Origin of the sequence: Deinococcus yavapaiensis KR-236, assembly GCF_003217515.1 — a bacterium.
Taxonomy (GTDB): Bacteria; Deinococcota; Deinococci; order Deinococcales; family Deinococcaceae; genus Deinococcus_A; species Deinococcus_A yavapaiensis.
The window spans coordinates 117,079-143,638 of record NZ_QJSX01000011.1 but is presented as its reverse complement, the minus strand read 5'-3'; the positions used below and the strand labels follow the sequence as shown (position 1 = coordinate 143,638).

At 66.0% G+C, this 26,560-nt stretch carries 23 protein-coding genes; 12 read left to right on the top strand and 11 right to left on the bottom strand.

Annotated features, from left to right (window positions below):
- Positions 1-107: 107 nt before the first annotated feature.
- Positions 108-1,757 carry a maltose alpha-D-glucosyltransferase gene (treS, locus tag DES52_RS14465; protein ID WP_110887532.1) on the top strand — a complete coding sequence of 550 codons (1,650 nt, stop codon included), beginning with the start codon at positions 108-110 and terminating at the stop codon, positions 1,755-1,757.
- Between the two features lies 1 nt (position 1,758).
- Here treS and DES52_RS14460 read toward each other — a convergent pair whose 3' ends face one another.
- Both DES52_RS14460 and DES52_RS14455 read right to left on the bottom strand, forming a co-directional pair.
- Positions 1,759-2,307, bottom strand: coding sequence for a GNAT family N-acetyltransferase (locus tag DES52_RS14460; protein WP_110887531.1), 549 nt, complete (start codon positions 2,305-2,307; stop codon positions 1,759-1,761).
- A 57-nt stretch (positions 2,308-2,364) separates the two neighbouring features.
- The gene (locus tag DES52_RS14455) at positions 2,365-3,060 is read right to left on the bottom strand and encodes a Bax inhibitor-1/YccA family protein (protein WP_110887530.1); all 696 of its coding nucleotides are present in this window, start codon (positions 3,058-3,060) and stop codon (positions 2,365-2,367) included.
- Positions 3,061-3,246: 186 nt separating this feature from the next.
- Here DES52_RS14455 and DES52_RS14450 point away from each other — a divergent pair, with 186 nt between their 5' ends.
- The 3 genes from DES52_RS14450 to secA all read left to right on the top strand — a co-directional run bounded on the left by DES52_RS14450 (position 3,247) and on the right by secA (position 7,992).
- Positions 3,247-4,185 (top strand): MBL fold metallo-hydrolase, encoded by a 939-nt coding sequence (locus DES52_RS14450; RefSeq protein WP_110887529.1) that lies wholly within the window; start codon positions 3,247-3,249, stop codon positions 4,183-4,185.
- 88 nt (positions 4,186-4,273) lie between these two features.
- Entirely contained in the window at positions 4,274-5,263 is a 990-nt protein-coding gene (tsaD, locus tag DES52_RS14445) for a tRNA (adenosine(37)-N6)-threonylcarbamoyltransferase complex transferase subunit TsaD (RefSeq protein WP_110887528.1), read from the top strand.
- Between the two features lie 113 nt (positions 5,264-5,376).
- The gene (gene secA, locus DES52_RS14440) at positions 5,377-7,992 is read left to right on the top strand and encodes a preprotein translocase subunit SecA (RefSeq protein WP_110887527.1); all 2,616 of its coding nucleotides are present in this window, start codon (positions 5,377-5,379) and stop codon (positions 7,990-7,992) included.
- A 54-nt stretch (positions 7,993-8,046) separates the two neighbouring features.
- Here secA and DES52_RS14435 read toward each other — a convergent pair whose 3' ends face one another.
- Positions 8,047-8,466: a response regulator gene (locus DES52_RS14435; RefSeq protein WP_110887526.1), complete on the bottom strand. Its 420-nt coding sequence runs from the start codon at positions 8,464-8,466 to the stop codon at positions 8,047-8,049.
- Between the two features lie 294 nt (positions 8,467-8,760).
- On the opposite strand from DES52_RS14435, the gene DES52_RS14430 reads away from it, so the two are divergent.
- Positions 8,761-9,882, top strand: coding sequence for an ABC transporter ATP-binding protein (locus DES52_RS14430; RefSeq protein ID WP_110887525.1), 1,122 nt, complete (start codon positions 8,761-8,763; stop codon positions 9,880-9,882).
- Between the two features lie 144 nt (positions 9,883-10,026).
- Entirely contained in the window at positions 10,027-10,779 is a 753-nt protein-coding gene (locus DES52_RS14425; protein ID WP_110887524.1) for an ABC transporter substrate-binding protein, read from the top strand.
- A gap of 57 nt (positions 10,780-10,836) precedes the next feature.
- On the opposite strand, the gene DES52_RS14420 is transcribed toward DES52_RS14425, so the two are convergent.
- From DES52_RS14420 to DES52_RS14405, 4 genes are read right to left on the bottom strand one after another with little or no spacing between them, the layout of a single operon-like run.
- Entirely contained in the window at positions 10,837-12,186 is a 1,350-nt protein-coding gene (locus DES52_RS14420) for a cytochrome P450 (RefSeq protein ID WP_110887523.1), read from the bottom strand.
- 52 nt (positions 12,187-12,238) lie between these two features.
- Complete coding sequence (locus tag DES52_RS14415; RefSeq protein ID WP_110887522.1) at positions 12,239-12,718, bottom strand: GNAT family N-acetyltransferase; 480 nt, start codon at positions 12,716-12,718, stop codon at positions 12,239-12,241.
- Positions 12,715-13,434 (bottom strand): WecB/TagA/CpsF family glycosyltransferase, encoded by a 720-nt coding sequence (locus tag DES52_RS14410; RefSeq protein ID WP_110887521.1) that lies wholly within the window; start codon positions 13,432-13,434, stop codon positions 12,715-12,717. Before DES52_RS14410 ends, DES52_RS14415 begins: the two co-directional genes overlap by 4 nt.
- A gap of 23 nt (positions 13,435-13,457) precedes the next feature.
- Positions 13,458-14,207 carry a 2-phosphosulfolactate phosphatase gene (locus tag DES52_RS14405; protein WP_110887520.1) on the bottom strand — a complete coding sequence of 250 codons (750 nt, stop codon included), beginning with the start codon at positions 14,205-14,207 and terminating at the stop codon, positions 13,458-13,460.
- Between the two features lie 171 nt (positions 14,208-14,378).
- Here DES52_RS14405 and DES52_RS14400 point away from each other — a divergent pair, with 171 nt between their 5' ends.
- The 4 genes from DES52_RS14400 to DES52_RS14385 are packed head-to-tail and all read left to right on the top strand — an operon-like array spanning position 14,379 to position 19,537.
- Positions 14,379-15,065, top strand: coding sequence for a Crp/Fnr family transcriptional regulator (locus tag DES52_RS14400; RefSeq protein WP_110887519.1), 687 nt, complete (start codon positions 14,379-14,381; stop codon positions 15,063-15,065).
- 10 nt (positions 15,066-15,075) lie between these two features.
- Entirely contained in the window at positions 15,076-16,629 is a 1,554-nt protein-coding gene (gene bshC, locus DES52_RS14395) for a bacillithiol biosynthesis cysteine-adding enzyme BshC (protein ID WP_110887518.1), read from the top strand.
- Between the two features lie 22 nt (positions 16,630-16,651).
- A complete protein-coding gene (locus DES52_RS14390; RefSeq protein ID WP_110887517.1) occupies positions 16,652-18,277 on the top strand; it encodes a chloride channel protein in 1,626 nt (541 codons plus the stop codon).
- 18 nt (positions 18,278-18,295) lie between these two features.
- Positions 18,296-19,537: an MFS transporter gene (locus DES52_RS14385; RefSeq protein ID WP_245901013.1), complete on the top strand. Its 1,242-nt coding sequence runs from the start codon at positions 18,296-18,298 to the stop codon at positions 19,535-19,537.
- Between the two features lie 32 nt (positions 19,538-19,569).
- Here DES52_RS14385 and DES52_RS14380 read toward each other — a convergent pair whose 3' ends face one another.
- Positions 19,570-19,956 (bottom strand): DUF4870 domain-containing protein, encoded by a 387-nt coding sequence (locus DES52_RS14380; RefSeq protein WP_110887516.1) that lies wholly within the window; start codon positions 19,954-19,956, stop codon positions 19,570-19,572.
- Between the two features lie 42 nt (positions 19,957-19,998).
- On the opposite strand from DES52_RS14380, the gene rnhA reads away from it, so the two are divergent.
- Entirely contained in the window at positions 19,999-20,523 is a 525-nt protein-coding gene (rnhA, locus tag DES52_RS14375) for a ribonuclease HI (RefSeq protein ID WP_110887515.1), read from the top strand.
- 181 nt (positions 20,524-20,704) lie between these two features.
- Positions 20,705-22,981: a S8 family peptidase gene (locus tag DES52_RS14370; protein WP_170131063.1), complete on the top strand. Its 2,277-nt coding sequence runs from the start codon at positions 20,705-20,707 to the stop codon at positions 22,979-22,981.
- Positions 22,982-23,049: 68 nt separating this feature from the next.
- On the opposite strand, the gene DES52_RS14365 is transcribed toward DES52_RS14370, so the two are convergent.
- The 3 genes from DES52_RS14365 to DES52_RS14355 are packed head-to-tail and all read right to left on the bottom strand — an operon-like array spanning position 23,050 to position 26,427.
- The gene (locus DES52_RS14365; protein ID WP_110887581.1) at positions 23,050-24,357 is read right to left on the bottom strand and encodes an aminotransferase family protein; all 1,308 of its coding nucleotides are present in this window, start codon (positions 24,355-24,357) and stop codon (positions 23,050-23,052) included.
- Entirely contained in the window at positions 24,354-24,848 is a 495-nt protein-coding gene (locus DES52_RS14360) for a DinB family protein (RefSeq protein WP_110887513.1), read from the bottom strand. Before DES52_RS14360 ends, DES52_RS14365 begins: the two co-directional genes overlap by 4 nt.
- A 1-nt stretch (position 24,849) precedes the next feature.
- Positions 24,850-26,427 (bottom strand): L-glutamate gamma-semialdehyde dehydrogenase, encoded by a 1,578-nt coding sequence (locus DES52_RS14355; RefSeq protein ID WP_110887512.1) that lies wholly within the window; start codon positions 26,425-26,427, stop codon positions 24,850-24,852.
- Positions 26,428-26,560: the final 133 nt, after the last annotated feature.

The window sequence follows — 26,560 nt, the reverse complement described above, 5'->3', positions numbered from 1 at the left end:
CGCCTCCTCTCCCGCTAAGGAGAGGGGGCGTAATTCTTGCGCTTTTCTAAAGACCCTCGTCTCGTGGAATCTGCGTGAAAGGCGGCGTGGAGGTTACACTGCCTCTCATGGCGACCGATTGGTACAAGGACGCGGTCTTCTACGAGCTTCACGTTCGCGCGTTTCAAGACGGCAACAACGACGGCAAAGGCGACTTTCGCGGGCTGATCACACGGCTCGACTACCTCAAGAGTCTCGGCGTGGACTGCTTGTGGTTGCTGCCGTTCTACCCTTCGCCTCTCAAGGACGACGGGTACGACATCGCCGACTTCTACGACATCCACCCCGACTACGGAACCTTGGAGGACTTCAAGGCCTTCTTGTCCGAAGCGCACGCCCGCGGTATTCGTGTGATCGCCGACCTCGTCGTGAACCACATCAGCGATCAGCACGCGTGGTTCCAAGAGGCGCGCAAGGGCCGCGACAATCCGTACCACGACTACTTCGTGTGGAGCGACACGGGCACCGAGTACCAAGAAGCCCGCATCATCTTCACGGACACGGAGAAGAGCAATTGGACGTGGGACGCCACGGCAGGCCGGTACTTCTGGCACCGCTTCTTCTCTCAGCAGCCCGACCTCAACTACGACAATCCGGCCGTGCGCGAAGAGATGAAGAACGTCATTCGCTTCTGGCTTGGCCTCGGTCTCGACGGCTTTCGCGTGGACGCCGTGCCGTATCTGTACGAGCGCGAAGGCACGATCTGCGAGAACCTGCCCGAGACGCACCAGTACCTGCGTGAATTACGCCAGCTCGCCGACGAGGAGTTTCCCGGCAAGGTCTTGCTCGCCGAGGCGAATCAGTGGCCCGAGGACGTCGTCGCGTACTTCGGCACCGACGAGCAACCGGAATTCCACATGTGCTTCCACTTCCCGGTGATGCCTCGCTTGTTCATGGGGCTGCGCCGCGAAGACGCCACGCCGATCCGCGAGATCATGGACCGCACGCCCGCCATTCCCAGCTTCGGACAGTGGGCGACGTTCTTGCGCAATCACGACGAGTTGACGCTGGAAATGGTGACGGACGAGGAGCGCGATTACATGTACGCGGAGTACGCCAAGGATCCGCGTATGAAGATCAACGTCGGCATTCGCCGACGCCTCATGCCGCTGCTCGACAATTCGCGTCGCCGCACCGAGCTGTTGCACGCGCTGCTGTTCAGCTTGCCCGGCAGCCCCATCTTGTACTACGGCGACGAGATCGGCATGGGCGACAACATCTTCCTCGGAGACCGCAACGGGGTTCGCACGCCCATGCAATGGAGCATGGACCGCAACGCGGGCTTTTCGCGCGCCGATTACAACCTCTTGTACTTCCCGGTCATCGCCGATCCCGTGTACGGCTACCAGACGGTGAACGTCGAGGCGCAGGAACGCTTCGAGACGAGCTTGCTGAAGTGGATGCGCCGCACTTTGCAGACCCGCAAGCGCTATCCGGCCTTCGCGCGCGGCGACATTCAATTCTTGGAGACGGGCAACCGCAAGGTCCTCGCGTTCTTGCGCACTTACGGCGAGGAGCGGCTGCTGGTGGTGTGCAACTTGTCGCGCTTCGTGCAGTCGGCGCAACTCGATATGCGCGCGTACGATGGCTTCACGCCCGTCGAACTCATCGGCGAGACGCCCTTCCCGCCGATCGGGGAGTTGCCGTACTTCTTCACCTTCGGCCCGCACGCCTTCTACTGGTTCCGCTTGGAAAAGCCTCTCGATCAGCCCAGTTGAGTCACGGGCGCTTCACGAGGTGGGCGTACGCGTGTCCCGCGACGGTCACGCGCGCGTCCTCCTCGTAGCCCACCGAACGGTAGAGGTTCCAAGCGACCGTGTTCGACGGGCTGACGAGAAGCGCGGTCGGCAAGCCGAGCGTCCGCGCTTCTTCCTCGGCGGCGAGGATGAGTCGTTTCGCCAGGCCGCGCCCGCGGTGTGCGGCCTGCACGACGATCGTGTCGAGGTAGAACTCGCCCGCGCTCGTCTCGGAATCGATGTGGTTGCGAAGACCGAGTGTGCGGAGGCGCTCGCGAAAAGGAGCGTCGAGGTCGTGCGCCCGCGCGCCGTCGTACGCGATCAGCAGTCCGGCGGGCCGACCGCCGAGCTCGGCCACGAAGGTGTTCTCGAAGCTCAGCCGATTGGCGGGCTGCCGAAAGAACGCCGCGATGATCGGCTCGGCCTCCTCGTTTCTTCGCGCGCCCGTCAACGCGAGGCCGATGTCGCCGATGGTTTCTTGAATCAGGGGCGCAGCGAAGAACGCGTCGGTGGGCGTGGCAGGGCGGATCACGCGGCCAGAATACGAAAAAAGCCCCCGAGCGGGGGCTGTGACGGCGAGCGAGTGAAGTCAGTCGCTGCTGCGCGCGAGTCCGAACAAGCGCAAGATGAACATGAACATGTTGATGAAGTCGAGGTACAGCGTCAAGGCGCCGTACACGGCGAGCTTCTCGCCCGTCGCGCTGCTCGCGTCGACGCCGCTCAAGGCGAGTTCCTTGAGTTTTTGCGTGTCGTAGGCGGTGAGGGCCGCGAAGAGGATCACGCCGACGATGGAGATGATCCAACTCAACGGTCCGCTCGCGAGGAAGATGTTGACGAGGCTGGCGATGACGAGGCCGATCAGCGCCATCAGCAAGATGCCCCGGAAGCGCGTGAGGTCGATCTTGGTGGTGTAGCCGAGCAAGCTCATCGCGCCGAACATGCCCGCCGTCGTGACGAACGCCGCGAGGATGTCCGCCGCCGGATAGATGGCGGGCAGGATGGAGAACGTCAGTCCCGTCAGCGCCGCGTACAGCACGAACAGGCCGCTCGCGACGCCGGCGGACACGCGGTTGATCAAAAAGCTCAACCCGAAGACGACGCCGAGCTGAAGCAGCATCAGCATCAAGAAGTTTTCGGCGACGAAACCGAGCAGGTTCTCGTTCGTGCTCGTGAGGTACGCGATGCCCGCCGTGAGGGCCAGGCCCATCGTCATCCACGAGTACGTCCGGTTGAAGAAGGATCGAACGGTCGAAACGGAAGAAGTCGCGATGGTGTTGGGATACATGCAGCGGTTCCTTTCGGTCAGAATCTCTGACTTACCTTCAGGTACGAGTCGGCTCACGGAAAAGTTGCATTTCAGGTTCTCTTTATCTTCGTGTGCTCGACGTACGCACTGTAGCAGATCGTGTGTTCGCAGAAATCGGTATGAACGACGATGTGGGGGCCATTTTACTTCCTTGGAGGACACGGGATGACCAACCGTAAGAACCTTGACCGCCGCGACGCCCTCAAACTCACCCTCGGCGCCAGCCTCGTCGCCGCCACGAGCGGATTCACCGCCAAAGCCCAGACGAGCCAGAACGCGCCCGCCGCCGGCACCAACGGCGGCGGCTTCTACCGCACCAAAGTCGGCGATTTCACGGTCGTCGTTCTCAGTGACGGGCAGGCCGCGCCGGGCGCGGCGCTTCCCAACTGGGGCGCCAATCCCGAACTGCAAGATCAGTTCGCCGCCGCCTTGCGCGAGAACTTCATCGATCCCGCGCGCTACGTCAACAACTTCAACCCGATGCTGATCGACACGGGAACGCAGCGTGTCTTGATCGACACCGGCCGTGGAGGCGACGCCGGCCGTCTCTTGGCGAACATGGCGGCCGCCGGCTACCGCCCCGCTGACGTCACCACGGTGTTTCTCACGCACGGGCACGGCGATCACATCGGGGGGCTCGCCAGCTTTCCCGGCGCCCGCCTCGTGATGGGCGAAGCCGAGTTCAACTTCTGGGCAACTCAGGCGCAGCCCAGCGCCGCCGTGCAGAAAAACCTCATCGCCAACCGCGCGCGATTCACGCTGCTCGGAGAAAACGCCGAGATCGTTCCCGGCGTCACCACGGTGCCTGCCTACGGCCACACGGCCGGCCAATTCGCAGTCCTCGTCCGCAGCGGCGACCAGCAACTCATGCACCTCGCCGACGCGGGCGGCCAATCCATCCTGTCGCTGCGCTTCCCCGCCAACTACCTCGGCTTCGACGCCGACAAGCCCACGGCCGTCGCCACGCGCGCCCGACTCTTCGACCGCGCCTCGAACGATCGCCTGCGCGTCGTCGGGTACCACTTCCCGTGGCCCGGAATCGGGTACGTGCGCCGCCGCGAAGGTGGCGGCTACGAATTCGTGCCGGAGTACTTCCTGTTCTAGCCGCGCTCGACTTCGGAAAGCGAGGCGAACGCGTTCGCCTCGCTCCTCTTTCACGGCTCGCGAAGGACGGTGGCGCTATCCTTGCGTCATGCTGATCCTCGGAATCGACACGTCCTGCGACGACACGGGCGTGGGCCTCGTGCGAATCGACGGCGGCGTTCCCGTCGTCGTCGCGAACACCGTCTGGACGCAGATGGTCCACGCGAAGTTCGGCGGTGTCATGCCCGAACTCGCGTCACGCGAGCACGTCGAGCGGATCGACGAAGTCACGGTCGCCGCCTTGAGCGAAGCGGGCGTGAAGATGTCGGACATCGACGCGGTCGCCGCCACGCACGGCCCCGGCCTCGTGGGGGCGCTTCTCGTCGGCTTGTTGTACGGCAAGGGCCTCGCGCAAGGGCTCGGCAAGCCTTTTTACGCCGTGCACCACCTCGAAGGGCACATCTACGCCGCCGCGTCCGAAGCCGAACTCGCTCCGCCGTACCTCGCCCTCGTCGTGTCGGGCGGGCACACGCACTTGTTCGACATCGAGCGCGTCGGAGAGTACAAACTCGTGGGCGCCACACGCGACGACGCGGCAGGAGAAGCGTTCGACAAGGTCGCGCGTCTGCTCGACCTCGGCTTTCCCGGCGGTCCTGCTATTTCGCGGGCGGCCGAGAGCGGAGATGCCGCCGCCGTACCGTTCACGCGGCCCCTCGCCGGACAAGGAGGCTTCGACTTTTCCTTCAGCGGCCTCAAGACGGCCGCGCTCCTCGCCGTGCGCGGCGGACGGTACCGAACCGAGGACATCGCCGCGAGCTTTCAGCGGGCCGTCGTCGACGCGCTCGTGACGACGACTCGGCGTGCCGCGCGCACCCTCGGGCGCGACACGGTCGTCGTGTCGGGCGGCGTGGCGGCGAACGCGGCCTTGCGAGAAGCGTTCGGAGCGACGGACCTCCGCGTGTTCTTTCCGGGCCGCGGACTCAATACCGACAACGGAGCGATGATCGCGCTCGCGGGAGCGGCGGCGGTGCTGGCAGGACGAGAGGTGGAGGGACTTTCGGCGGGTGCGGCGGCGTACTTGCCGCTCGCGTCGTCGTGAACCGGGCGTCATTGCCTTCTTCGTTCTTACCCCGTGTGCGCTCATGCAACTTGAGCGAACTTTACTCACCTTCATTCCTGCTTCACCCGTGAAGGCTGTATACTGCTCGGGTCATGTTTAGGCTCCTGAACAAAATGTTCGACAACAACCAGCGCGACGTGGCGAGGTTGCGCAAGACGATCGTCGAACCTGTTAACGCCATGGAGGCGGAGATCCAGCAAGTCGAGGATCTCGCTGCCGAGTACGCGAAGTTGCGCGAGCAGGTCCAAAGCGGCGAGAAGACTCTCGACGACGTCATCGTGCCCGCCTTCGCCATCATCCGTGAAGCGGGCCGCCGCTCGATCGGCAAGCGGCACTACGACGTGCAGCTCATCGGTGGCGCGGCCCTGCACCAAGGGCGAATCGCCGAAATGCGAACGGGGGAAGGCAAGACGCTCGTCGCGACGCTCGCCCTCGCCCTCAACGCCCTCGAAGGGCGCGGTTGCCACCTCGTGACCGTGAACGATTACCTCGCGCGGGTCGGCGCGGAGGAAATGGGCCTCGTGTACCGCACGCTGGGCCTCACCGTAGGCCTCATCCAGAATCAAATGCAGCCGCACGAACGCAAGGCGGCGTACGCCTGCGACATCACGTACGTCACGAACTCCGAGCTCGGCTTCGACTACTTGCGCGACAATATGGCGCAAAGCCCCGACGGGCTCGTGCTGCGCGCCGATCACCCGCTGAACTTCGCGATCGTCGACGAGGTGGACTCGATCCTCATCGACGAGGCCAGGACGCCCCTCATCATCTCGGGATCGGCTGAAAAGGCGACCGATCAGTACTACGTCATGGCGAAACTCGTCAAGCGCCTCAAAAAGGGCTTGCCCGCCGAGCCCGGCGTGCGCGAGGAGCCGACCGAGGACTTCGTCGTGGACGAGAAGACGAAGGGCGTCCACCTCACCGAGCAAGGCATCACGCGCATAGAGAAACTGCTGTCGATTCAGGACTTGTACTCGCCGGAGAACATGGAGCGCGCGCACATGATCACGCAGGCGCTGCGCTCCCTGCACCTTTACGAGAAGGACACGGACTACATCGTCAACGAAAAAGGCGAAGTCGTCATCATCGATGAGTTCACGGGCCGCGCGATGCCGGGCCGCCGTTACGGCGAGGGCCTGCACCAAGCGATCGAGGCGAAGGAAGGCGTGAAGATCGAAAACGAGAACCAAACGCTCGCGACGATCACGTACCAAAACTTCTTCCGCTTGTTCAACAAGTTCTCCGGCATGACGGGCACCGCGAAGACCGAGGAGAAAGAATTCCTCGACATCTACGGCGCGGACGTCCTCGTCATTCCGACGAATTTGCCCGTCATCCGAAAGGACGCCGACGACCTCATCTACCGCACGAAGAACGGCAAGTTCGCGGCGGTCGTGGAGGAAATCAAGACGATGCACGCGACGGGCCGTCCGATCCTCATCGGGACGGTGAGCATCGAGACGTCCGAGTCCCTGTCGAGGTTGCTGCACGCGGCGGGCGTCAAGCACAGCGTCCTCAACGCGAAGTACGAGGCGCTCGAAGCCTCGATCGTCGCGCAAGCGGGCCGCAGCAACGCCGTGACGATCGCGACGAACATGGCGGGTCGCGGAACGGACATCATGCTGGGCGGCAACGCCGAGTTCATGATCGGCGAGATGCTGGAGAAGATCGGCATCAGCCGCTACCAACCGGAAGCCGAGAACCTCATGAAGGCCGTGATGCGCCGCGACGAGCGCCTCGCGCAAGTCGCGGCGCAACTGCCGGGCGTGGACGACGCCTTCGTGCGTGACGCCGTTCAGATTCGCGACACCGTCGAGGCGGACCGCGTGAAGGTGAAGGAAGTCGGCGGTCTGCACATCATCGGGACGGAACGCCACGAGTCGCGCCGCATCGACAACCAGCTGCGCGGTCGCGCGGGACGGCAAGGCGACCCCGGCTCCAGCCGCTTCTACGTCTCGTTCGAAGACGACCTCATGCGCCTGTTCGCCAACGAACGCGTCGTCGCCATGATGGACACGCTCGGCATGGACGACACGCAGCCGATCGAGGCGAAGATGGTGACGTCCGCGATCGAGCGGGCGCAAAAGCGCGTGGAGGACCGCAACTTCAGCATTCGCAAGCAACTGCTGGAGTTCGACAACGTCATGAGCAAGCAACGCGAGACGATCTACGCGCAACGCCGCGAAGTGCTGCTCGGTCCCGACGAGGACGTTTCCGAAAGCGTCGAAGGCATGATCGGCGACTTCGTCGAGATGCAACTCGACAACTTCATGCCCGCCGATCAAAGTCCCGAGTCGTGGGACTACGATGGCTTGCGCGGCGCGCTTCTGGACGCCATTCCCTCGTTCGAGAGCTTCGACTTCGAATCCTTGAAGTCCATGAGCGTCGCAGACGCGCACCACAAGGTGCTGGAGGCGGCCGCCGAGGCGTTCGAGGCGCGCGAGAACGAACTCGGCCAGAGCTTGCTGGTCGGCGTGTCACGCTACGTGCTGCTGCAAGTCGTCGATCAGTACTGGAAGGAGCACTTGCACGGCATGGACGTCTTGCGTCAAGGCATCGGCCTTCGTGGATACGGGCAGCGTGACCCCTTCACGGAGTACAAATTCGAAGCGACCAAGATGTTCAACGAGATGATCGACACCGTCAAGGGCGAAGTCACGAAGTTCGTGTTCCGCATGCAAGTCGGCGGCACGGCAGCGGCCGACTGAGCGACCGTGGGTGTCGGCGCTTCCCCTCGCTTTTGCGAGGGGAAGCGCCTTGCTTCATTTGAACGGCAGCTTCGCGGCGCGCAGCCAGAAAGCTTCCATCACTCGCGCGATCTCGAAGAAGTCGTCGACGCGGTTGGGCTTCACGACGTAGGCGTTGGCGTGGTTGCCGTAGGCCTTGAGCACGTCGTCGTGCGAGCCCGACGTCGTCAACACGATCACCGGGATGGCTTGGAAGGCGGGCTCTCGCTTGAGTTCGCTCAGCAACTCGATGCCGCCCATGCGCGGCATGTTGAGGTCCAAGACGATGATGTCGGGCCTTGGACCGTCGCGAAGGCACGTCAAGGCGTCCACGCCATCGTGCGCGACACGCAGCTCAGCCGGAACGCTCCACTCGCGCAGACACTCCTCGAAGAGGATCACATCGGCGGGGTTGTCTTCCACGAGCAGGAGCTTGATAGGTCGGGAATGCGTCATCGGTCTTCCGCACCAGGGTAATGGACGATCGTGGGCGGCGTTCACGCTTCACCTTCAAGCGGCGTGTAGGAGAGGTAGAGCGTTTCGTGAGACATGCCCGTCGTGGCCCGAGGCTTCGCGAGGCCTTCCTCACCGCCGCGAGGTCGTAGCGGTCCATCGCGAAGTGCTGCGAGGTCGCGACGAAGGTGTTACACTACCCTCGTCAGCACGGCGGAAAGGTAACCCAGAATCTCAGTCGACACCCCGGTCGTCCGAGGAAGCTCACGGGCGAGAGATGGGGGAAGGAGTCACAGCATGGCAGAAGTGGTGCTGCAAAACGTCTACAAGCGGTACGGAAAGACCACGGCGGTCAAGGACTTCAACCTGCACATCCAGGACAAGGAGTTCATGGTTTTCGTCGGCCCGTCGGGCTGCGGAAAGTCCACGACCTTGCGCATGATCGCGGGCCTCGAGGAAATCTCGGACGGCACGCTGCGCATCGGGGAACGCGTCGTGAACGACGTGCCGCCGAAGGACCGCGACATCGCGATGGTGTTCCAGAACTACGCGTTGTATCCGCACATGAACGTCTACGAGAACATGGCGTTCGGCTTGCGTCTGCGCAAGACGCCGAAGGCGGACATCGACAGGCGCGTTCGTGACGCCGCCCGCATCCTGCAAATCGAGCACCTGCTCGCCCGCAAGCCGAAGGAACTCTCCGGTGGTCAGCGTCAACGCGTGGCGCTCGGCCGCGCCATCGTGCGCGAACCGAAGGTGTTCCTCATGGACGAGCCGCTGTCGAACCTCGACGCGAAGCTCCGCGTGGAAATGCGCTCGCAGATCAGCCAGCTGCACCGCCGTCTCGGCACGACCATCATCTATGTCACGCACGACCAAGTCGAGGCGATGACGATGGGCACGCGCATCGTCGTGATGCGCGACGGGCTGATTCAGCAAGTCGACACGCCGCTGAATCTCTACGATTACCCGCGCAACAAGTTCGTGGCGGGCTTCATCGGTTCGCCCTCCATGAACTTCCTCACGGCGACGGTGCAAGGCGGCCAATTCAAGATCGGCGACTCTGTCATCCGCCCCGAAGGGACGCTCGCCGAGTCGCTGCGCGCGTACGAAGGCAAGCAGATCTGGATGGGGATTCGCCCCGAGCACCTCGACCTTGCCACCGATATGACGAGCGGCCCGACGCTCATCGGCAAGATTCTCGTCGTGGAGCCGCTCGGCGCGCAGACGGACATCATCGTCGACATCGCCGGTCAGACTCTCACGGCGAAGCTCGAAGGGCACGCCCGCGTCGCGCCGGGTGACGACGTGCGCCTCACGCTGGAATTGCCGCGCTTGCACGCCTTCGACTACCAAACCGAAGACTCCCTGGGCCGCCGTGGCAGCCCGGTGGAAGCGCCCGCCATCTCCGCCGACTGAACTTCGAGCGCCTCGAGGCGCTCGGCAACCACCAGGATGAAAACGAGGAGGACGGCATCGCCCGTCCTCCTCGTTCCTGTTCTTTTCTCAGCCACCGTCATGTAAAGTAATGCAATTCAGCGCCGCTCAATACAGGAGGAACTCATGAAAAAAATCGCCTTCGCGCTTGTCACCCTCACGCTCGTCTCGGCGGCAAGTGCTCGCACCTTCGATCAGATCAAGAAGGACGGCACGATCATCATCGCGACGGAAGGTGCCTTCCAGCCGTTCAATTATTTCAAAGGCCAAACCCTCACCGGCTTCGAGGTGGACCTCGCCAACGCCCTCGCCAAGCAGATGGGCCTCAAGGTGAAGTGGGTGACGCAGCCGTTCGATTCGCTGCTGATCGGACTCAACCAGAATCGCTACGACTTCGTGATCGCGTCGCACGGCATCACGCCCGAGCGTCAAAAGGCCGTCGACTTTTCCAATCCGCACTACTGCACGGGCGGCGCGATCGTGTCGCGCACGGGCGGTCCGAAGACGGTGGCGGACCTCAAAGGCAAGACGGTCGCCGTGCAAGTCGGCACGACGTACCTGGAGAACGTACAAAAGGTCGCCGGCGTCGGCAAGGTCAACACCTATCCGAAGGACACCGACGCTCAGCAAGCGTTGCTGGCGGGCCGCGCGGACGCTTGGGTGAGCGACAAGTTCGGTGGGCTCGACGCGATCAAGGCTTCGAGCGGCAAGCTGCAACAAGGCGCCCTGCTGTTCCAAGAACGTATCGCGATGGCCGTGAAGAAGAACAACCCGACGCTGCTCAAGGCGCTCAACGACGCGTTGGTCGCCGCGCAGAAGAACGGTACGTACGCCAAGATCAGCCAGCAGTACTTCGGTCAAGACGTTCGCTGCCGCTGACTTTTGACTTTTCGCTGGCCCTTCTCCCACGTCGGGAGAAGGGCTTCCTCGTTTCGCTCAGCGACCGTGGAGCCGCATCACGAGGCCCTTCTTGGGACGCAACGTGATGGACGCCTCGAGCGGCACGGCTCCGGTGGAGCGAAGCCTGAACCGTGTCGCGAGCACGGCGAGCAGCAACGTCGCCTCCATTTGCGCGAACGCCTGACCGATGCACACGCGCGGTCCGCCCCCGAAGGGGAAGTACGCGTACTTCGGCAAGCGACGCTCGAAGTTCGTTTCGAGCCAGCGATCCGGGCGGAACTCGTCGGGCGCTTCGAACCAGCGTTCGTCACGGTGCACGACGTACTGACTGATGAGCAGAGGCGTACCCGGCGGAAGGATGTGGCCTCGCAGCGTCCACGCGTTCACGGTGCGGCGCTGCACGCTCCACGCGGGCGGGTAGAGGCGCAAGACTTCCTTCGTGACGGCGGTCGTGAAGGCGAGCTTCGGCAAGTCGGCGAGCGTCGGGGCGCGACTCTGGAGTACTTCGTCGAGTTCGGCGTGCAGCCTCGACTCGGCGCTGGGATGAGACGCGAGCAGCATCCACGTCCACGACAGCAAGTTCGCCGTCGTCTCGTGCCCGGCGAGCAAGATCGTCTTGACCTCGTCGAAGAGCTGCGCGTCCGTCATGCCCAAGCCTTCGTCGTCGCGCGCTTCGAGCAGCATCGACAGCAAGTCGCCGCGGTCGCCGGGATGCGCGTGACGTTCGTCGATGATGTCGCGAACGACGGCGTTCAAACGACGAACCGCGTCCGTGACACGCCGCCGCGATTCGGCCAGCAAGGGCGGCACCAAGAAGAGCATGCCGCGCCACTGCCGCTCGTTTTCGCGCAACACGACGTCGAGGGCCTCGCCGACGGTGTGCAGGGCCTCCGTGCTCGGCTCGGCATCGAACAGGGTCTTCGCGACGATCTCCAGCGTCAGACCCATCATGTCCGCGTGCACGTCGCGCACGTCTCCGGGTCGCCACGTGCGCGCCAGGCGCTCGGCGTACGCCACCATCGCGCCCGCGTACCCCTCGATTCTCGCCTTGTGGAACGCGGGCTGCGCGAGTCGGCGCTGACGACGCCAGAACTCGCCTTCACTCGTCAAGAGGCCGCGCCCGATGAGGGCGTCGAGGACGGGATCGCCCGCCAGGCCCTTGTCGAATTCACGCCCCGACAGCAAGTGCGCCGTCTCGATGTCCGCCGGGTTCGACAGCAGCACGGTGAGGTGCCTTCCGAAGCGAATGTCGACGACGTCTCCGTGCGTCTTGGCGGCGCGGCGAAGGAAGCCGAGCGTGTCCAAGGCGAGAAACGGCAAGTGCCCCACGCGTGGAAACGCGAACGGGCGCGGCAGCGGCGACGCCGAAGGTGGAGTCACGTTCATGCCGTCAGGATAAAGAAGACCGAGGCGGCCTGTCTTCGCTCGGCGCGGCGATTCAGGACATGCCTTCGGGCAGAAGCTTCATGCGAACCGCCCGCCCCTGGATGCGGTCGAAGCCGCGCCGCTCGTACAAAGCTTGCGCGGGCGCGTCTCCGAGGTCCGCCCCGAGTTCGAGGCGACACGCGAAACGCGAGACCGCGAGCGCCTCGGCGCGTTCGAGCAGCGCGGTGGCGACGCCACGCCGCCGCCGCTCGGCTTGCACGAAGAGGTCTTGGACGAGTAGCACGGGGGCGCCGCGGCTCAACGAGAACGACCACACGGCGGCCAGGTAGCCCACCGGGTCGCCGCCATCACGAGCGACGAGCACGTGGTGACCTCGCGCGAGAAAGTCGCGCAGAACGAGGGTTGCTCGAGACGTGGAGGATTCCAGGCCGCGCTCGGCGAGCGCCTCGATCAGCAGCGCTGCACCGCTCGGCGTGTCGAGCGTGTGAAGTTCCGAAACGACGATCGCTTCGGCGGTCGCGTGCTCGCTCATCGCTTCGCTCCGCGTTTCGCGGCGCGCACGAGGGCCACGAAACGGGCGAGGCGCGGCGCTCGGTTCCAGCGCTTGCGGTCCGACGCGATGCGCCAAGCCCACTCCAAGCCGACGCGGCGCGTCCAGGGAGGCGAAAGCTTGACGTTCCCGGCGAGCACGTCGAGGGTGCCGCCCACGCCGATCATGACGGGGACGTTCATCACTTGCCGCCAGTACTGCAAGAACGTTTCCTGTCTCGGCGCGCCGAGCGCGGCGAGCAGCAGGTGCGCGCCCGAGTCGCGAACCAGCTCGGCCACGCGCTGATCGTCGGCGAGGTCGAAGTAACCGTGGTGGACGCCCGCGACCTTCACGCCGAACGACTCGCGGGCTTTGGCCGCCGCGAGTTCGGCGACGCCGGGGCGAGCGCCCAGGAAGAACACGCCGAGGCGCTCGCCGTGGCGTCGCATGAGCTCCACGGCAAGATCGTAGCCGGGCGCGCGTCCCGGAAGGCTCACGCCGAGCAGTTCCTTCGTCGCCCAGACGATGCCGACGCCGTCGGCCGTCACGAGGTCGGCGGCGCGAATGGCGCGCGCGAAGGGTTCGTCGCTGCGCGCCTGCACGATGAACTCGGGGTTGAGCGTGACGACCGTGTGCGGCTGCCTCGGCGTCTCCAACATCCAAGTCGACAGGACGTTCGCCGCGCCTTGCAAGTCCACCGGGTCGAGCGGGAAGCCCATGAGCTCCAAGCGATCGGGTCGAGTCACACGGAACGCTCCGAAGCCGGCTCGGCGGCCGGGATGGACACCGCCTCGAAGCGGTACACGGGGTGCCCCTCGACGTCCTCGCCGGAAAGGAGGCGCGGCACGACCGTCGAGTGCGAGATCAGCGACGCCACGGCGAGGTCCTCGTGGAGGCCCAGCTTCATCAGCAGTTGACCGCTCGCGCTTTGCGCCAGCGCTTCTTGCGGGTCGGCGAAGGACCGCAGCAGGGTCTGAGCGAGCTTCACGCGGTCGCGGGTCTCCACCCGGCCCGTCTTTTCGAGTTTGCGGGCGAGAAAACCCGCGCAGACGATGTCTTCGATCGCTTCCTCGCCGCGCATGCCCGCGCAGACGATGGCGATGTCGGTGGTGGCCAATTCGAGCGCGGCCTCGATCACGGCGCGGGCGTTGAAGAAACTGCCCAGCAGTACGTGCCGCGCCTCCTGAACGTGCGCGATTGCCCGAGGACCGTTCTCGGTCGTGAGGACGACGTCACGATCGAACGTCGCTTTGCGCAAATCGTCAGGCGAAGCGCTGAAATTGAAGCCTTCAGGCGGCAATCCGTCGCGTTCGCCCGCGAGGAGCAGACCGCGGTCCCCGGCGAAACGCCGCGCAGCGCGCAAGCTCGGGGTGACGAAGAGGCCGGTGCGTTCGAGCACGATCGGAGCCGCCGTCGTGGCGCGCAAGACATCGACGAGAATGACGACGTCGGTGTAGTCGCGCCCGGGCAGCAAGTCAACTTTGAGCCGCATCCTTCCTCCAACGGTGCGTCGCGGCATGCCGCGCGCAGTCCGCGTGGAATTGTATCACCGTCGCCTGCGCGCGAACACTCCTCGTCTTGCGCACGCCCATCTGGACGATACTTTGTGGATCGTGACTTGGACTGCACTTACCCCGCGACGTCGAATCGATACTGGCCGCATATGCCCCGAAGTGAGCAGAGCGGCTTCCTCAACGAGTTGCCGCCCGACGTCCGCGCGAGCTTGACCGCCACGGCGCGCAAGGTGCGCGTCACCAAAGGTCACCTCATCTACCACACCGAGGACGCCGCCGAAACCGTCTATATCCTCGTCTCGGGCCGCGTGCGCTTGTACCGCATCGGTGCCGGGGCTCGTGAAGTCACCGTCGCCGTGCACGAGGCGGGCGAACTTTTCGGGACGACGAGCATCGCGCCCGACTCCACGTACGGTTTGTACGCCGAAGCTTTGGAGGACGGCGAGGTGCTCGCCTTGGGCGCGAACACCCTGCGCGACTTGCTGCGCTCCCAGCCCGCGCTCGGCGTCGCCTTGAGCGCGCAACTCACGCGGCAAGCGCGCGATTTGCAAGAGCGCCTCACGGGCCTCGTGTTCCTGGAAGTGTCGCAGCGCCTCGCGGGCGCCTTGCTGACGATGGCGGAAGCGAGCGGCGCGACCGAGAGCGGTAAGAAGGCCCTCAAGGGCCGCATCAGCCACCAGGACCTCGCGTACCTCGTGGGCTCCACACGCGAAACGATCACGAAGCTGCTCGGGGAATTCAAGGAACGCGGCCTGCTCGACCTCGGCTACCGCCGCATCGTCGTCCTCGACGAGGCGGGTTTGCGCGACGTCGCCCGGAACCCCATTCACTCATGACAAGAGCCGCATGACTTCACCGACCATCGCCTCCGCCTACCGCGCGGGTCAACTCTCCGACTTCTTCGAGCGCCACCCCGCCCGCCTGTCCGAAACGCGTGCCTTCTCGCGGCCCGACGTCGACCGCGCGGCCCTCGTGGCCGCCCTGCGCGCCTACCACGCCGACCTCGGCACGCTCGACGAGCATGTCGAGCGTGCCTTGACGCGCCTCGCCCATCGTGCGTCCCGAGTCGTCGTCACCGGTCAGCAGGCGGGCGTCCTCACGGGACCCGCCTACAGCGTGCACAAAGGCATGGGAGCCGTTCTGCTCGCGGGCGAGCTCGACACCGAAGACGCCCCCACCGTCGCCCTCTACTGGGTGGCGAGCCAAGACCACGACGCCGCCGAAGTCGCCGCGACGACGCTGCTCGACATGGACGAGACCCTGCACCACCTGAGGCTCGACCTTCCGAACGGACGACCCGTCGCCAAGGTCGCTTGGCAAGACGGCTGGACGCGTGAAGCGCGGCGCGTCCTGACCGCCTTCGCCGCGCCCGAAGTGCACAAGGCGGCGGTCGTCGACTTGCTCGAGCGAAGCGTGGAGCGCGGCGGAAGCGTCGCCGACATCTTCGCGCGTCTCGTGCACCGACTGCTCGGACCGCGCGGATTGCTCGTCCTCGATCCGATGCATCCCGCCTTGGCCCGCCTGTTCGCTGCGACGCTGGAACGCGAGATCCAAGCGCCGCTGGAAAGCTCGAAACGCATCGAGCACGCCGCCGTGAACTTGCAGCGCCTCGGCTTCACGCCGCAACTGCGCCGCCCTGAAGGCGCGACGAACCTCTTCTTGGAAGGTGAGGACGGCGCTCGGCGTTTGCTGCGCTTCGACGGCCGCGCCTTCCACGCCGACCGAGCGTACAAGGCGTCGGCCCTCGTCGAAATCCTGCACGACGATCCGACGCGGCTCACCCCGGCGGCGGGCCTGCGTCCCATCGTCCAAGACGCGGCGCTTCCGACCGTCGCGTTCGTCGTCGGTCCGGGCGAAATCGCGTACGGCGCTCAGTTGCGCGACGTGTACGAACTGCACGGTCTTCGGCAGCCGCTCTTGTGGCCGCGCTTGGCCGTGACGTGGCTCGAGCCGCCCGTCGCGCGAATTCTGACGCGCTTCGGCTTCTCGGCCGCCGACTTTCAGCGCGACCCCGACGGAGCGCTCGGCCTCGAGCTCGCCAAGACGCGCGGCGCGGACGCCACGACCAGCGCGCGGCTCGACGACTTGCGCACGTCCTTCACGGCCCTCGCGCGCGAAATCGCCGACCTCGACCCCGTGCTCGAAGGCGCCGCGAAGCGCACGGAAGCGCGCACCCTCGAACGCTTGGAGCGACTGCAACGCCTCGCGCACCTCGCGCTGGTGCGCCGCCACGAGGAGCGGACGGGGCAAGTGTCGCGCTTAAGAAAGCACTTGCTGCCCGGCGGCGTGCCGCAAGAGCGCGAGATGAACTTCCTGACGTACCTGCTCAAGCACGGCGCCGCTCCACTCGAACGGCTCGCCGCCCTGCCCGCCGACTTTCAGGGCGAACTGCCCCTCTGAATCTTCTATGCTGTGAAACACCGTGCGTCCCTCTTTGCCCCGCAGCGTCCGAACCCGGCTCGAAACGAGCCGGGTCGTCGTGTACAGCCTCGTGGCGGGCGCGCTCGTGGGCGTGCTCGGCAGCGGCTTGCGGGCGTTGCTCGACGTTCTCGGAGACGTCTCGGCCCGCGTGATCGGCTTTCGCCCACCCGGCACGCCCGGCGAAGGCGGCTTCTTGCAGGCGTTCGGCGGCTTCGCGTCTCCGGACGTCGGCCTCACGCTTCGCACGCTGCCGTGGGGCCTGCTGGCCTTGCCGATCCTCGCCGCGTTGGCGGTCTGGCTACGCGGACGAACGAGTGACCCGCTGGAGGAAGCCGTGCGCGCTTATCACGAAAGCCGTACGGAGCCGCTCGTGCAACGCGGACGCGAACTCGGCGCCACCTTGCTCGCCTACTCGTCGGGGCTCGCCGTGGGACGTGACGGTCCGTTCACGGCCCTCGGCAACCTCTCGGCGAGCGTGCTGAGCCGTATCGCGCGCCTCAACCCCCTCGAAGCGCGCACGCTCGGGCTCGCGTCGGTCGCCGCCGCGCTCGGGCTCGTCTTGCACGCGCCGCTGGCGAGCGCCCTGCTGATCGTGGAAGTGCTGTACCGCCGCTTCGAATTCGAGGTGGAGGTCTTGCTGGCCGCCGTGCTCGCCAGCGTGACGGCGTACGCCATTTACGGCACGCTCTTCGGCTTCTCGCCGCTCGTGACGCCCGAACTGCTCGAGCTGCCGACGCTCGTTCAAGTGCCGCTGTACGCCTTGCTTGGCCTCGTCGTGAGCTTCGGCGCGCTCCTCGTCGCGACGGTACGGGCCGTTGTGCCGTCGAGCGATCGCTGGCGGTACGGTCTCGTCGGCGGCGCGTTCCTGTTCGGCTTGCTGTCGGCCGTTCTCGTGTACTTCATGCTCGAAGCCTTCGGCGACGGCAGCGGTTGGTGGCAGCTTGGCCTCAGCGGCTTCGCGGGCGCCGAGGCGGTGTCGCAAGGACTCGTTCGCGTCGCGCTGCTGCTCGCCGTGACTTGGCTCGCCCTCGGCGGCACGGTGTTGACGTCTTTGAGCGCGGGCGGTCTGCTCGGCGTGGGCCTCGCCGTCATGCTGCCGAGCCTCGGCCTCGATCCCGTCGCCGCCGGCCTCGTCGGAGCCGCCGCCTTCCTCACGACGTCGCACAACGTGCCCGTCGCGGCGACGCTGCTGCTCGCCACGTGGAGCGGCGACGCCCTGCTGCCCGCCCTGCTCACGGCGACGCTCCTCGCGCACGCGGTGAGCGGCGAATCCAGCATCGTGTTGACACAACGCCGCCGCCGCGCCGACAGTCCCGCGCACGGCGCCCTGCCCGCGCCGACGCCGATCGAGGATGACGAACCGCTGCCCGCGCTGCCCGAATCCATGCTCGCCGAGCAGCTCTACCGCCTGCCCCTTCCGAACGCGTGGGCGGACTTGCCCGCCGAGCAGGTCGTGTGGCCCGACGGTTTGGAATTCGTGGCGGTCGTGCGCGGCGGCGAAGTGCAACTCTCGCGCCCCGGTCAGGTGCTGCGCGGCGGCGACGAGCTCATGGTCCTCGCGACGCCCGAAGCCTTCGACGGTTTCGCGCGCGCGCTCGGCGAAACGCGCGGCAGCACGCCCGCCTGACGGGTGTAGGATGGCGCGGTGCGCCGCCTCCGCTTGCCCGCGCCGTCCGAATGGGCCGATTCCAACTACCGTCTCGGCGTTCTGAACGGCTGGATCGTCTACATCGGCGACGGGTTCTTCAACTCCAGCATCGTCCTCGCCGCCTTCGTCAGCAAGCTGGGCGCTCCCAACACCGTCATCGGGCTGTTGCCCGCCATTCAAGGCGGTGGGTGGATGCTTCCGCAGATCCTCGTCGCCGCCCTCATTCGAGCCAAACCGTACAAGTTGCCCGTGTACCGCTCGGCCGCCACGATTCGCACGCTCAGCTACTTGTGGATGGTCGCGTCGACGGTGCTGCTGATCTCGAATCCGTCCCTGCTGCTCGTGAGCTTCCTGCTCGGCATGATCGTCAACGCCCTCGCGTCGGGCGTGTCCGGCCTGCCCTTTTTGGAAGTCGTCAGCAAGGTCATCGCGCCGCCCAAGCGCGCCGCGTTCTTCGGAACACGCAATCTCTTCGGAGGCATCCTCGCGTTTCTCGCGGGGCTCGTCGTGCGCGAAGTGCTCGCGTCGCCCATCCCGTTTCCGTACAACTACACCGTGCTCCTCGCGTTCGGCACGGTCGCGTACACGGTCGGCTACGCCCTGTTCGGACGCATCAAGGAGCAGCCCGATCCGCCGCTTCCCCCGTCGAACGTGAAAGCCGAACTCGCCGCCATCCCGGTCACGCTTCGCGAGGACCCTCACTTCCGCGCTTTTCTCGGCGTGCGGCTCCTGCTGGCCTTCGCGTCGCTCGGCGATCCCTTCTACGCCGTGTTCGCGCTGCGCGAGCTCGGCATGCCGTCGTCCATGCTGGGGGTGTTCCTGATGGCCCTGTCGGGCGCGGCGCCCTTGTCGAACATCTTGTGGACGCGCGTCGCACAGCGGCGAGGCTCGCGGCGCATCATCCGCATGGCCGCCGTGGTGGCGCTCGCCGCTCCGCTGCTCGCCCTCGTCGTTCCCGGCGACCTGCCGTTCTTGTATCTGCTGGTGTTCGTCTCCGCGAGCGTCGCCGGAACCGGCTTCAACCTCGGGCACACGAACCACCTGCTGAACCTCGCGCCCCCCGATCGGCGCGGACGCTACATCGGCACGCTCAACACCCTCGTCGGCGCGGCCCTGTTCGCCCCGGTGATCGGCGGCTTTCTCGCCGACCGTTTCGGTTACCGCTCGGTGTTCGTCGTGAGCATCGTGCTGTACGCGGCGGCGTGGTGGCGAAGCGGTCGATTGCGGCGAGACGCTTGACCGCCGCAGTTAGCTTTCCGAAGGCGCGGCGTTCAACGCACGAAGCGAATCGAAAGCGGGTAGCGGTACGGCTTGCCGTTCAAGGTCGACGCCACCGCGAGAATCATCACCACGAACTGCATCACGTAGAATACCGCGAACACCGGCCACAGCAACAGCAACCCGAGTCCGAACGTGAACAACACGATGCCCGCTCCGACGAGCGAGTACAGCGTCAAGGACAACTGGAAGTTCAACGACTCCTTGCCTTGCGCGTCCAGCACGGGGTGACGTTCTCGCAGCAGCAACCACGCGGCGAGCGCCCCGACGACGTTTCCGAACATCGGCAAGAACAACGCCAAGAGGGGCGCGAGGTGCTCGACGGCCGCGAACGAACGATGCTCCAACGGCACGTGATCGGTGAGGGGAGAAGGCTGCATCTTGCTTGACAGTACGCGCCTCGCCTCACTAGAGTTGCGCGAATGAACCGACCGTTTCGCCCAAAACAGGACTCGGCGCGCGACCTGCTTCCCATCAAGGCGTGCATTCAACCGCCGAAGCCCGTCGTGGGAAGCACGGTCGAAGTCTTCTGCGACGGCGCTTGCGACACCACCGCCCGCCTTGGCGGCTGGGCCACGATCCTCAAGTCGAGCGGCAAGGAACTCCTTTTGTCGGGCGGCGAGCGCGACACCACCAACAACCGCATGGAACTCACCGCGTTGCTGCAAGGACTGCGGGCCCTCAAGCGCCCCTGCGTCGTTCGCGTCGTCACCGACTCGCAGTATCTGCGCAAAGCCTTCACGGACGGCTGGATCTTGAAGTGGATGCGAGGCGGCTGGAAGACGGCCGCGAACGAGCCCGTCAAGAACCAAGACCTTTGGGAGGAACTCATCGCCCTCGCCCGCGTCCACGAACTCACCTTCGTTTGGGTACGCGGTCACGCGGGTCACGGCGAGAACGAACGCGTCGACAAACTCGCCGTGGAGGAACGCAAGAAGCTTCGCTGACTGCAGCGCTTCCCGAGCCCCGAGCCTTCACGGCTCGGGGCTCGTTCATGGGTCGTTCAGGGCTCCCCGCGTACCTTGCCTCCACAAGGAGAACGAGATGAACGACCGATCCCGACACCACGCCCCGACGGCCCCTCGCACGCTTCGTCAAGACCGCTTCGGCGGATTCCGGAGGTTCCCCATGCACCGCATCCTCGCATCGGCCCTGACGATCACCCTGAGCCTCGCCGCGACCGCGCACGCCCAGAAGGACGCGCCGGCTTTCTCTCAACCTGCGACGGTCAAAGTGATCGCCACGGACGTTCCGCTCGCCACGCTGGCCGTCAACTCGAAAGTGCAGCCCGCTGTCTCGAAGATTGAAGGCGTCGACGGAGGGCCGTCCCGCCTCGTCGGGCGCGTGATCGGCGCGAGCGGCGCGAGCACCGACCTCGTGAAGGACGAAGTCATCGTCCGCACCGACGACAAGGCGGCCCTCGAGGCGTTCGTGCAGCGCTGGAACGGCGACGTCCTGACCCGCACCGACTTTCGCAAGGCCGGGCTCGACATGCCGGCGCAATACCTCGTGCGGGTCGACACGTCGAACGTGGACGCCAAGTTGCTTCCGGAACTCGCGCGCAAGTTCGTTCCGAGCGTCACCGGGTCCCTCGTCGCGTCCGACGAAGCGACGCTGCGCATCGTGGCGTTGGCCCTTCAGGAAAAAGCCAACGGGCTGGACGTGAGTGTCAACCCGCTCGTCACGTCTCAAAGCGTCGCCGATCGCCGAGCGACCGACGGACCCTTCGCGAGTCCTGTCGACGGCGAGTTCTCGCCGAACGCGTTCTCGTGGCCGTACCTGCGTTCGGGCGGGACGATGGACATCGGCGTGACGGAGGCTTGGCGCAAGCTGCGTTTGCGCGGCGTGCTCGGCGAGAACGACTCGGCGGCGGGCGCGAACCGCGTCAAGGTCCTCGTGATGGACGCGGGCTTCAACCTCAACGCGGACTACCCCGCGAGCCGCACCCTGTTTCCCGCCGACGCTTGGGGACGTCCCAACACGTGGGGATGCAACACCGGACCCGGCTGCGAATTCCACGGAACCCACGTCGTGCAAGCCCTCGCCGGGCAGCTCGACAACAACTTCGGCGCGGCGGGTCCGGGCGCTCCCGTCGTGGACCTCCTGATGGCGCAAAGCCCCTCGGCGGACGTGGCGCAACTCATGCGGTACTTCACCCTGGCGTTGCCTGCCGCGTTGTCCGAACGGCCCTTCATCGTCAACGCGAGCTTCGCGTTCGAACTCGATCCGCTCCTCACGCCGGTCGGTGACGCCTTCGGCGTGTTCTTCTCGAGCTTGCGGCGCGCCGGAATGCTGGTGTTCGTCTCGGCGGGCAACCGAGGCATCGACGTGGACGCCATGGCGCGCCTGGGCTCCATCGAACTGCCGTACGAGGCTCTGTACGTCGTGCCGTGCGAAAACGACGGCGTCATCTGCGTGGGCGGACTCGACTGGAATACGAACCGCAAGGCGCGCGAAGGCGGCGGGTCGAACTTCGGGCAGGTGCGCTCCGGCGATTCGGGTGGAACCGTGGACATCTTCGCGCCGTTCGACCTTTGGCTGGGCTCGAACACGGCGGGCGGCCCTTCGAGCGTCTCGCGCTTGAGCGGAACGAGCTTCTCCAGTCCCTTCGTGGCCGGCGTCGCGGCTCTCGTGAAGGCCGCCAATCCCTCCTTGAGCGCCAACGAGGTCGAGCGGATCCTCATGACGACCGCTCACACGGGCAGCCCCGATTCGCGCGTTCCGCGCTGGGTGAACGCCAACCTCGCCGTCTCCAGCGTGCTCGGCGACGTGTGCGAACTTCCCAGCGTCACGATCACTTCCCCGGCGGCCAGCGTGTCCGTCCCGGTCGGTTCACCCGTGACGTTCAACGGCTTCGGAACGGACAGCCCCGGTCTCGGCCGAAGCGCCCCCTTGCCCGCGTCGTCCCTGACGTGGCTCGAGAACGGTACGGCGGTCGCCTCGGGCGGCACGATGACGCGCACGTACACGACGACGGGTTCGCGCACGGTTCGTCTCGTGGGTCGAGGCTGCTCGGCCGTTTCCGCAAGCGCCACCGTGATGGTGAACGTCGTTCCCGCGACGGCCGCACCGAACTCCGCGCAGATCCTCGCGCCGAGCGTCGGCACCACCGTGATGGTGGACCTGCGAGACGCCCGAGGTTGGTACCTCCCCGTCCAGCTCATCGGACGGGCCACGAATGCCGACGGCACGGCGACGCGTGACGAGCGTTTGCGCTGGACGATCTCCAGAGACGGACGTACCGTCGCGACGGCCTTCGGTCGCGCGCCCACCGTGAACTTGTACAACAACGAGGAGCGCACCCTCACGTACGACATCGTCCTCGACGTGCTCGACGAACGCGGCGTGCCCATCGCGGGTCTCAGACGCGCCACGAGCATTCGCCTGGAGAGCGTTCCGGGCTGAACGAGCGAGCGACGCGCGAGAGCGGCCAGGGAGAGTGAACCCCTGGCCGCTCTCGCGCCGTTTGGAAATCAGCGCGCGACGACCGACGTCGTCAAGGCGTCGCGGCAGGCGAGGCGGAGCAAGCCCAGCATCTCGTCGACTTCTTGTGCGGTGATCGTGAGGGGCGGCCCGAGCAGGACGTGGTCGCCGCGTCTGCCGTCCACGGCACCGCTGCCAGGGTACGTCACCAGCCCTCGTGTGAACGCCGCCGTCGCGAGCCGATCGGCGAGACCGGGCGTGTCGTACGCTTGCCCCGATTCCGGATCCCCGAGGACGAGGCCGAGCATGAGCCCGCGCCCCCTCGCTTGCAGAAGCTGGGGAAATTCCGCTCGAAGATCGTGCAGGCCCGCCAGCAGTTGCGCGCCTCGCTCGCGCGCGTTCTCGACGAGACGCTGCTCCTCGATGACGTCGAGGACCGCCTCGCCCGCCGCGAGGCTCACGGGATGGCCCGCGTACGTGAAGCCGTGCTTGAACGCGCCCGAGCCTTGCATGACGGCGCCGTACACGTCGGGCGAGGCGAGCAGTCCGGCGAGCGGCGCGTATCCCGCCGCCAAGCCCTTGCCCAGCACGAGGATGTCCGGCCGCGCGTTCCACTGCGAAATCGCGAAGGTCGTGCCCGCGCGCCCCATGCCGCTCATCACCTCGTCGGCGACGAACAGGACGCCGTGCTCTCGGCAGATGCGCTGCACTTCCTCGTAGTAGCCGGCGCTCGGTACGAGGGCCGCGTCGGACGCTCCGACGATCGGCTCGGCGATGAACGCCGCGACCGTTTCCGGGCCCGCTTCGTGCAGCACCGCTTCGAGTCGTCGCGCGTCCTCGTCGCCGTTCAGGGCGGCGTCGGGCTTCGGCATCTTCGGGAAAGCGTCGTCGTTCATCAAGGGCAGATACAACTCGCGCCGCGCGCCCATTCCCGAGGCGGCGAGCGCGCCGAGACTCGCTCCGTGGTAGCTGGGGCGCCTCGTGACGATCTTGAACCGTTTCGTGTCGCCGCGCTCGGCGTGGTACTGGCGAGCGAGCTTCACGGCGCTTTCGATCGCTTCCGAGCCGCCCGAGCACGCCCAGAAGCGGTAGCCCGGAAAGGGGAGAAGGTCCGCGAGCCGCGAGGCGTACCGCTCGAATACCTCCGAGGTGAACTGACTGCCGTGCACGAAGGCCAGCGTTCGCGCTTGCGCGGCCATCGCGTCGGCGACGCTCGCGTTTCCATGCCCGATGTTCGCGACGAGCGCTCCGGACGCTCCGTCGAGGTACTTCCTGCCCGCGGCGTCGAAGAGGTACACGCCTTCGCCGCGAACGGCGGTCGGGTAGTGCTTGACGGAGCGGTAGAAAACGCTGCTCACCACGTATCACCTCCGCTCGGGGGCGGCCACGCGCCGAGCATGCGGCGCAAGAGGATGACTTGCCCGACGTGAACGGCGTTGTGTCCGGCGTGACTCGCGAGCTTGTAGCCGAGGGTCTCGCGGTCTCGCACGACCCGCGCGAGATCGCCTTCGCGGGCCAAGCGCTTGGTCTGCGCCAAGCCCGCGAGGAAGGCGCCCCGCAAAGCGTCCCACTCGGCTTCCGTCACCTGGGGCCAGCCTTCCGAAGCGTGCGCGGGCGGCGTCGGTCGTTCGTCACGCGCGACGGCCAGGAAGTACACCTGCCAATAGCGCAGGTGCGCCACGATCTCGGCGATCGTGTGCGGCGCGCCCGGCACGCGCCGACAAGCGTCGTACGCGCTCAACCCTTCCAGAAAGCGGCTGGGCGCGACGAACTCGCTGCCTTCGTCGAGCAGGCGTTCGAGGGCTTCGGGCGAAGGGCCTGTCAGGAGCGGTTGCGAGGTGTTCGTCATGTCAGTACTTCTGGGCGATCGTCTTCGTCTGCACGAACCAGAACAAGTAGTCCGGACCGCCGACCTTCGCGTTCGTGCCGCTCATGTTGTAGCCGCCGAAGGCGTGCGTGCCCGACATGGCGCCCGTGCACTTGCGGTTGACGTAGAGGTTGCCGACGTGCATGAGACGGCGCGCCTCGGCGATCTTGACGGGATCCTTGCTGTAGAAGCTCGCCGTGAGGCCGTAGTCGGAGTCGTTGGCGAGTTCGATCGCGTGACGCCAATCGCGGGCGCGCGTGAACGTCAGGACGGGGCCGAAGATCTCCTCTTGGAACAGCGAGGAGTCGGGCGCGACGTCGGCGAAGATCGTGGGTTGCAGGTACGCGCCGTCACGACCTTCGACGGTCGCGCGTTCGCCGCCGAGGACGAGTTTCGCGCTGCGCTTGCCTTCCTCGACGAATCCCAGGATGCGCTGCAAGCTTCCTTCGTGGATGACGGGGCCGAGCGGCGCGTTCTCCTCGGGCAGACCGACTTGGATCTTGCCCGCCAAGTCGACGACCTTCTGCAACACCGCGTCGTACACGCTGTCCTCGACGATCGCCCGACTGCACGCCGAGCACTTCTGGCCCGCGTACCCGAAAGAGGCAGCCACGATGCCTTGCGCCGCCGCGTCGAGGTCGGCGTCGGCCGCGACGACCGTGGGGTCCTTGCCGCCCATCTCGGCGATGACGCGCTTGAGCCACTTCTGGCCGGGCTGCACCTTCGCCGCCCGTTCGTAGATGCGGCAGCCGATTTCACGGCTGCCCGTGAAGGCGACCATGCGAATCTTCGGCGAGTCCACGAGCGGATCGCCGAGGACGTCGTCGGTGCCGGTGAGGAACTGGATCACGCCTTGCGGAAGGCCCGCTTCGTGAAGCAGTTCGATCATGAGGTAGCTCGAAAGCGGCGTCTCGCTCGCGGGCTTCCACACGACGGTGTTGCCCGCCGCGATCGCGCCGAGCGCCATGCCGAGGGGAATGGCCGCCGGGAAGTTCCACGGGGAGATGACGGCGACGACGCCGAGCGGTTCGTACACCATCGTGACGTGCTCGTCTTGCATCGGCTCGACGGGCTTGCCTTGCGCCCACTTGAGGGTTTCGCGCGCGAAGATCTCGAGGTGATCGACGCACTCGGCGACCTCGCCGTCGGCCTCGGCCCAGTTCTTGCCGTTCTCGAGGGTCATGACGGCGTTGAACTCCATGCGCCGAGCGCGCAGCAAGGCGGCGGCTTTGAGCATGATGCTCGCCCGCTGCATCGGATCGGAGAAGCGCCAAGACTCGAAGGCGACCGTGGCCGCGTCGATCGCGTCTCGAAGGTCTTGCTCGGTCGCCTTCGGAAAGTGCCACACGACTTCGGCGCGGTCGGCGGGATTGCGCACCTCGAAGGTGTCACGGTCCGAGACGGCTCGGCCGCTCACGAGCAACGGGAAGGTCTTGCCGACGTACGTCGAGCGGACGTACGCGAAGGCTTCGCGTTGGCGACCCGCGACCTCGGCGTCCTTGAAGGGAAAAAACTCCTCGTGTTGGAAGGGCAGCAAACCTGCCATCAGCGTTGCCGTCATGAAAAGCTCCTTTCGAGAAAACAAAGCGTTTCCTGGAGGCTAACACGTGTTCGAGGACGTGTGACAGGAAGTTTTCGAGTGGTAAGCGCGCTCGATGTACCGCTTGCCACTTCGCTTCGAACGCGACGTTCGT